Origin of the sequence: Mycobacterium sp. 1482292.6 (genome assembly GCF_001672995.1) — a bacterium.
Lineage (GTDB): Bacteria > Actinomycetota > Actinomycetes > Mycobacteriales > Mycobacteriaceae > Mycobacterium > Mycobacterium europaeum_A.
In genome coordinates, this window is sequence record NZ_LZKV01000160.1 from 54,679 (window position 1) to 61,689 (window position 7,011).

At 68.1% G+C, this 7,011-nt stretch carries 8 protein-coding genes and 1 pseudogene; 7 read left to right on the plus strand and 2 right to left on the minus strand.

Translation table 11 applies throughout. From position 1 onward, the window contains the following. Positions 1-88: 88 nt before the first annotated feature. Positions 89-724: a TetR/AcrR family transcriptional regulator gene (locus A5624_RS16430; protein ID WP_066868225.1), complete on the plus strand. Its 636-nt coding sequence runs from the start codon at positions 89-91 to the stop codon at positions 722-724. On the opposite strand, the gene A5624_RS16435 is transcribed toward A5624_RS16430, so the two are convergent. Then, entirely contained in the window at positions 721-1,620 is a 900-nt protein-coding gene (locus A5624_RS16435) for an alpha/beta hydrolase (RefSeq protein ID WP_066868227.1), read from the minus strand. The two genes, A5624_RS16430 and A5624_RS16435, sit on opposite strands and share 4 nt — an antisense overlap. A gap of 111 nt (positions 1,621-1,731) precedes the next feature. Here A5624_RS16435 and A5624_RS16440 point away from each other — a divergent pair, with 111 nt between their 5' ends. The 6 genes from A5624_RS16440 to A5624_RS16460 all read left to right on the plus strand — a co-directional run bounded on the left by A5624_RS16440 (position 1,732) and on the right by A5624_RS16460 (position 6,827). Next, positions 1,732-2,832, plus strand: coding sequence for a diacylglycerol kinase (locus A5624_RS16440; RefSeq protein WP_066868229.1), 1,101 nt, complete (start codon positions 1,732-1,734; stop codon positions 2,830-2,832). Positions 2,833-2,849: 17 nt separating this feature from the next. Beyond that, complete coding sequence (locus tag A5624_RS16445; RefSeq protein ID WP_066868231.1) at positions 2,850-3,590, plus strand: glucose 1-dehydrogenase; 741 nt, start codon at positions 2,850-2,852, stop codon at positions 3,588-3,590. Positions 3,591-3,644: 54 nt separating this feature from the next. Further along, complete coding sequence (locus A5624_RS16450) at positions 3,645-4,235, plus strand: TetR/AcrR family transcriptional regulator (protein WP_066868233.1); 591 nt, start codon at positions 3,645-3,647, stop codon at positions 4,233-4,235. 94 nt (positions 4,236-4,329) lie between these two features. Next, positions 4,330-5,277 carry an aldo/keto reductase gene (locus tag A5624_RS16455; protein ID WP_066868235.1) on the plus strand — a complete coding sequence of 316 codons (948 nt, stop codon included), beginning with the start codon at positions 4,330-4,332 and terminating at the stop codon, positions 5,275-5,277. A gap of 18 nt (positions 5,278-5,295) precedes the next feature. Next, positions 5,296-5,427, plus strand: a complete 132-nt coding sequence (locus A5624_RS29530; RefSeq protein WP_082990590.1) for a DNA-3-methyladenine glycosylase I — start codon at positions 5,296-5,298, stop codon at positions 5,425-5,427. A 59-nt stretch (positions 5,428-5,486) separates the two neighbouring features. Continuing rightward, positions 5,487-6,827 carry an FAD-binding oxidoreductase gene (locus A5624_RS16460; RefSeq protein WP_066868245.1) on the plus strand — a complete coding sequence of 447 codons (1,341 nt, stop codon included), beginning with the start codon at positions 5,487-5,489 and terminating at the stop codon, positions 6,825-6,827. Here the strand turns inward: A5624_RS16460 and A5624_RS27500 are convergent. After that, a pseudogene (locus A5624_RS27500) lies at positions 6,824-7,011 on the minus strand (TetR/AcrR family transcriptional regulator); the annotation flags it as partial. The gene A5624_RS16460 and the pseudogene A5624_RS27500 overlap by 4 nt on opposite strands.

A 7,011-nucleotide genomic window follows, 5' to 3' on the forward strand; every position in this document is an offset into this window, starting at 1 on the left:
TTTTGCTTAAACTGTCCAACCAGTTAGTTGATAGCTATTCTGGGCCGCACCGCCCCTGGCCTGGCCATACCGACGATAGTGAGAACAGATGCCCACCGACAGCATCACCCCGAACGGGCTGACCCGGCGCGAAGAGCTGCTGGCGGTTGCCACCAAGCTGTTTGCTGCGCGCGGCTATCACGGCACCCGGATGGACGATGTGGCCGACGTGATCGGGCTGAACAAGGCGACGGTCTACCACTACTACGCCAGCAAGTCGTTGATCCTGTTCGACATCTACCGCCAGGCCGCCGAGGGCACGCTGGCCGCCGTGCACGACGACCCGTCCTGGACGGCGCGCGAGGCCCTCTACCAGTACACCGTCCGGCTGCTCACCGGCATCGCCAGCGATCCGGAACGGGCCGCGGTGTACTTCCAGGAGCAGCCCTACATCACCGAATGGTTCACCAGTGAGCAGGTCGCCGAGGTCCGGGAGAAGGAAGCCCAGGTCTATCACCACGTGCACGGCCTGATCGACCGCGGCATCGCCAACGGCGAGTTCTACCCGTGCGACTCGCACGTGCTGGCGCTGGGCTACATCGGCATGACCCTGGGTGCCTACCGCTGGCTTCGCCCGAGCGGGCGGCGGTCGGCCAAGGAGATCGCCGCCGAGTTCAGCACCGCGCTGCTGCGCGGGCTCATTCGCGACGAAGCCATCCGCACGACGTCCCCGCTCGGACCCTAGGCGGGCGCGCCTTTCAGGTGCTTGTCCAGGAACGCGAGCTGGTCGGCGACCACCCGCTGGAAGGCGTCGTCGACGTAGATCGCGAAATGTCCCTCGGGATATAGCTTGATCTCGCCGCGGGGCGCCCTGGCCGCGTGGCGCAGCGTGGCCGACGCGGGCGCCACCGAGTCCGCTTCGCACACGCAGAACAGGATCGGGCACTCGATCTTGGGTGTCTCGCGGCCGGGCCGATAGCTGAAGACCTGCAACGCGATTCGCGCGGCCACCTCGTTGCGCAACTCGGCCCCGTCGGGCACCAGCCGCAGGTAGCCGGCGTACGCGTCGGGGGTGTTCATCAGCGCGACCTCGCCGGGCCTGCCGGCCGTCGGGACCATCACCGGCGGCCTGCCGCGCCGGCGTGCGAGCAGGTCGCGCACCACCCGGGCGGTGATGCGCGCGGCGATAAACGGGTTGGTGATGGTGCGTGCGGACGCGAGGCCGTCGGTGAAGGGGCATTGGGCGACGGCGGCGGCGATGCCCGGCAGCCGGGCCGCCGTGGCGATCACGTGGCCGCCGGCAAAACTGGTGCCCCACAACGCGATCCGGTCGGGATCGATGCCGGGCAAGGTGCGGGCGTAGGCGACGGCCGCGGCCCAGTCGGCGAGCTGCATGCCGACGTCGAGGACCTGACGCGGCCGGCCCTCGCTGTCGCCGAAGTTGCGGTAGTCGAACACCAGGCAGGCGTAGCCGGCCGCGCTGAACCGCTCGGCGTAGGCGTCCAGGCGCATGCTGCGCACCGCGCCCAGGCCGTGCGCCATCACCAGCAGCGGCGCCGGCCCGTCGCCGGCCGGCCGGTAGAGCCAGGCGCTGATCAAATCGTCGCCGGACGGGAACTGAAGGTCTTCGCGTTGTGTCATCAGCGATTGATTCTGCCCCGCGGACCGCGGCCAGTCCCGCCGGTATGCGCCCCAAATTTTATGGACTACTGTCTAGAAAAGTTGTCCAGGGTTTCAGGGACGGAGACTGTCATGGCGATCCGCGTCGCGCACGTCGGCACCGGAAATGTCGGAGGGCTGGCCCTCGCCGAACTCATCACCAACCCGCAGTTCGAACTGACCGGGGTGTGCGTCTCGACGCCCGAGAAGGTGGGCAAGGACGCCGGTGAGTTGTGCGGCGTCGGCCTGGACACCGGTGTGGTCACGGGCGTCGCCGCCGTCGATGACCTGGACGCCATCATCGCTGCCAAGCCCGACTGCGTCGTGTACTGCGCGATGGGCGACACCCGGCTGCCCGAGGCGATGGGCGACGTGATGCGCATCCTGGCTGCTGGCATCAACGTCGTCGGCTCGTCGCCGGGGCTGCTGCAGTACCCGTGGGGCGTGATGCCCGACAAGTACATCGCCCGCGTGGAAGACGCTGCCAAGCAAGGCAATTCGAGCATCTTCATCAGCGGTGTCGACCCGGGGTTCGCCAACGACCTGATCCCGTTCGCGCTCGCCGGCACCTGCCAGCGCGTCGAGCAGGTGCGCTGCATGGAGATCCACGACTACGCGTCGTACAACGGAACCGAGGTCATGGACTACATGGGGTTCGCCAAGCCCATGGACGAGATCCCGATGCTGCTGCAGCCCGGCATTCTCAGCATCGCCTGGGGGACCGCGATCCGTCAGCTGGCGGCCGGCCTGGGCATCGAGGTCGACGAGATCACCGAGTCCTACCAGCGCGAGCCCGCGCCCGAGGATTTCGACATCGCGGTCGGCCATGTCGCCAAGGGCACGGTGGCGGTGCTGCAGTTCGAGATTCGCGGCATGGTCAACGGTCATCCGGCCATCGTCATCGAGCACGTCACCCGGCTGCGGCCCGACCTGCGCCCCGACCTGCCCCAGCCCGCCTCCGGTGACGGCTCCTACCGCGTCGAGATCACCGGCGAGCCGTCGTATGCGGTCGACATCATTCCCAGCAGCCGCAAGGGCGACCACAACCACGCGGCGATCGCGGGCGCCGCAGGCCGCGTCGTCAACGCCATCCCCGCCGTGATCGCGGCGCCGCCGGGCATTCGGACCACACTTGACTTGCCGCTGGTAACGGGCAAAGGCCTGTACGCACCAAGCACTTTGGTGACCACCTAAATCGAAAGGAGACCCACGTGGGTCGGGTAGACGGCAAGGTTGCGCTGATCAGTGGTGGCGCCGGCGGCATGGGAGCCGAAGACGCGCGGCTGCTGGTCGAGGAGGGCGCCAAGGTCGTGATCGGCGACATCCTCGACGACCAGGGCAAGGCGCTGGCCGACGAGATCGGTGACTCGGCGCGCTATGTGCACCTCGACGTCACCCAGCCCGACCAGTGGGATGCCGCCGTCGCCACCGCGGTCGGCGAGTTCGGCAAGCTCAACGTGCTGGTCAACAACGCCGGCACCGTGGCGCTCGGCTCGCTGAAGAACTTCGATCTGGCCAAGTGGCAGAAGGTGATTGACGTCAACCTGACCGGGACGTTCTTGGGCATGCGGGCCGCGGTTGAGCCGATGATCGCGGCCGGCGGCGGCTCGATCATCAACGTGTCCTCCATCGAGGGCCTGCGCGGCGCGCCGATGGTGCACCCCTACGTCGCGTCCAAGTGGGGCGTGCGTGGGCTGGCGAAGTCGGCGGCCCTCGAGCTGGCGCCGCACAACATCCGGGTCAACTCGATACACCCGGGGTTCATCCGCACCCCGATGACCGCCCACCTGCCCGAGGACATGGTGACCATCCCGCTGGGCCGCCCGGGCGAGGTCCGCGAGGTCGCGACCTTTGTGCTCTTCCTGGCCAGCGACGAGTCGTCCTACTCCACCGGCAGCGAGTACATCATGGACGGTGGCCTGGTCACCGACGTGAATCACAAGGAGTTCTAGGCGGCCCATGCTGCCGTCGACATTATAAGTGACCGGTCGGCTAATATCGGTGGCATGCCCCGCCCACCGAACCCGGACGTGCCGCGCCGGCTGTTGGCGGCGGGGCTTGACCTGGTGCATGCGCGTGGGTTCGCGGCCAGCGGCGTCAAAGACATCACCGACGCCGCCGGCGTGCCGAAGGGATCGTTCTACGCGTACTTCCCCAGCAAAGAGGCGTTTGCCGCGGCCATCCTGGAGCACTACTGGGCCGATATCGAAGCGCGCCTGGTGCCCATCCTGGAGGCGGACGGGCCGGCGCGGGAGCGAATCACCCGCTTCTTCCATGTGCTCGCCGACGAACACGAAACCGGCAACTTCCTGCTCGGCTGCCTGGTCGGCAACCTCTCGCTCGAGCTCGGGGGATCCAGCGACCAGGTCCGTGCCGAGCTCGTCCGCATTCTCGACCGCTGGGATACGGCTATCGCGGAATGTGTGCGGTCCGGCCAGCGTGGATCGGGAGAGATTCGCGCGGACCTTGATGCGGAGCAACTGGCGGCCCAACTGATCGAGGCGTGGGAAGGGGCGGCCCTACGCGGCAAGGTGACCCGCAGTCGCGGCCCCTACGACCGCTTCGAGGCGGTCACGGTCCCGGCGCTCCTGGACTGATGGTTAAGACCGGGAATGTCGGCACCGGCCGCGCCTGTTAAATAGACGACTGGTCAGTTATAAACCAGGTGACAAGCGAGGAGGCCGGACCGCCATGACATCGAACGAGAATCTCAGTCAACGCAGAATCGTCCTGAACAACGGCGGGGAGATTCCGGCGCTCGGGTTCGGGACTTCGCTTTCCGATAACGGCAGGACGCGCGAGGCCGTCAAAGCCGCGGTCGAGGTCGGGTTCCGCCACCTCGACGCTGCGGAGCGTTACCGCAACGAAGCCGAGGTGGGTGCGGCGCTCAAGGAGCTGTTCGCCGACGGGACGGTCCGCCGCGACGAGCTGTTCGTGACCACCAAGCTGTGGAACAACAACCACCGACCCGAACGGGTGAAGCCCGCGCTGCAGGCGAGCCTTAACAGGCTCGGGCTGGACACGGTGGACCTGTATCTGGTGCACACCCCGTTCGCGTTCCAGCCTGGCGATGACCAAGATCCCCGCGACATCCACGGCGCCGTCATCTACGACGACGGCGTCACCTTGGAGGAGACGTGGGCCGCGATGGAAGCGCTTGTGGACGAAGGCCTTACGAACGCAATCGGGCTGTCCGACATCGACGTCGAAGGCGTCCGAAGGATAGTCGAGACCGCCCGCATCAAGCCGGCCGTCGTCCAGGTCGAGTCGCACCCGTATCACCCCCAGTGGGAACTGCACGGTTTGCGCGACACGGACGGAATCATCCTGTCGGCGTTCGCCTCGCTGGGGCACGCGCTGGAACCGCGGCTCCTCGATGACCCTCTCATCGTGTCCATCGCCCGGCAGCTCGGCAAGACTCCCGCACAGGTGCTGCTGGCCTGGGGAATTCAGCGGGAAAGCGCGGTTCTCACGGCATCCGTGACGCCGGCACGCATCCGCGAGAACTTCGACGTCACCGCGCTTCCCGAGAGCGCGATCCAGGACATCAATGAGCGCCTGGAAACTCGGCACCGGTTCAATTCCGTTGTCGACGCCGGGCAACCGGGATTCGCCGAGGTGCCCCAGGGCAGTGGATAGGGTCGCCCGAGGAAGGCGATGGCGGGTGTCGGCCGCCTTGCGCCAGGCGGGTTCCGGCATGTCGGTCCCGTCGTGGCCCACTCGTTCATGCAGGCCGTGGGAATAGAGAACGGCCATATTGAAGGGTGCTTCCGCGCGGTGCCGGGCTGAACCTGGACAACACGCGGCCGGTGCAAGCGTCTTGCGTCGTCGGTGCTATAACCGCGAGCATGCTGCGCAGCCTGGCGAGCCTGGTCGGATCGAACCACGTCGTCACCGATCCCGACGTGCTGGCGGCGCGCAGCGTCGACCACACCGGCCGCTACCGCGGCAAGGCGAGCGCGCTGGTGCGGCCCGGCACGGCCGAGCAGGTCGCCGAGGTGCTGCGGGTGTGCCGCGACGCCGGCGCCCATGTGACCGTGCAGGGCGGCCGGACGTCGCTGGTGGCAGGCACCGTTCCCGAGCATGACGACGTATTGCTGTCCACCGAGCGGCTGCACGCCGTCGCCGACGTCGACACCGTCGAGCGCCGCATCGAGGTCGGCGCCGGAGCCACCCTGGCCGCGGTCCAACGGGCCGCCGCCGCAGCCGGTTTGGTGTTCGGCGTGGACCTCGCGGCGCGTGACACCGCGACCGTGGGCGGCATGGCATCGACGAACGCCGGCGGCCTGCGCACCGTGCGGTACGGCAACATGGGCGAGCAGGTGGTCGGCGTGCAGGTGGCCTTGCCCGACGGCACGCTGCTGCGCCGGCACAGCCGGGTGCGCCGTGACAACACCGGCTACGACCTGCCGGCGCTGTTCGTGGGCGCCGAGGGCACGCTGGGCGTCATCACCGAGCTGGACCTGCGGCTGCACGCCACCCCGTCGCACCGGGTGACGGCGATCTGCGGATTCGCCGACCTCGACGCGCTGGTGGCGGCGGGCCGGGTGTTCCGCGACGTGGACGGCATCGCGGCCCTGGAACTGATTGACGGCCGCGGCGCCGCGCTGACGGCCGAGCATCGCGGCGTCGGTTCACCGGTTGAGGGCGACTGGCTGCTACTGGTGGAGTTGGCCGCCGATCACGACCAGACCGAGCGACTGGCCGCGCTGCTCGACGACGTGCCGATTTCTGGCGAACCCGCGGTCGGCGTGGATCTGGTTGCGCAGCAACGGTTGTGGCAGGTCCGCGAATCGCTGGCAGAGGTGCTCGGCGTGTACGGGCCGCCGCTGAAATTCGACGTCTCACTGCCGCTGTCGGCGATCAACGAATTCGAAAGCCACGCGGTCGATTTGGTGCACATGCATGCCCCCGACGCGCTGCCGGTGCTGTTCGGCCACATCGGCGAGGGCAACCTGCACCTGAACGTATTGCGCTGCCCGGCCGACCGGGAGCGGGCGCTGTACGAGCCGATGATGGACCTCATCGCGCGATCCGGCGGCAACGTCAGCTCCGAACACGGCGTCGGCAGCCGCAAACGGCCGTATCTGGGGATGTCACGCGAGGCCGCCGACATCGCCGCGATGCGCACGATCAAGGCCGCGCTGGACCCGACGGGTTACCTGAACGCGGCGGTGCTGTTCGCCTAGCTGCCCTTGATCCCCACCGCATGCCGCAGCTGCGCCAAGAACTGATCCGCATCGTCACTGCGCACGATGTAGTGCGAGATCGCGATCCGGATGACCGTCGCCGCCTTCACCGCCGCGTTGGGCCCGGGCAGGTGGCGTTGCAGCCCCTCGCGCATCTGCGGGATCACCCAGGAGAACTGGGCGA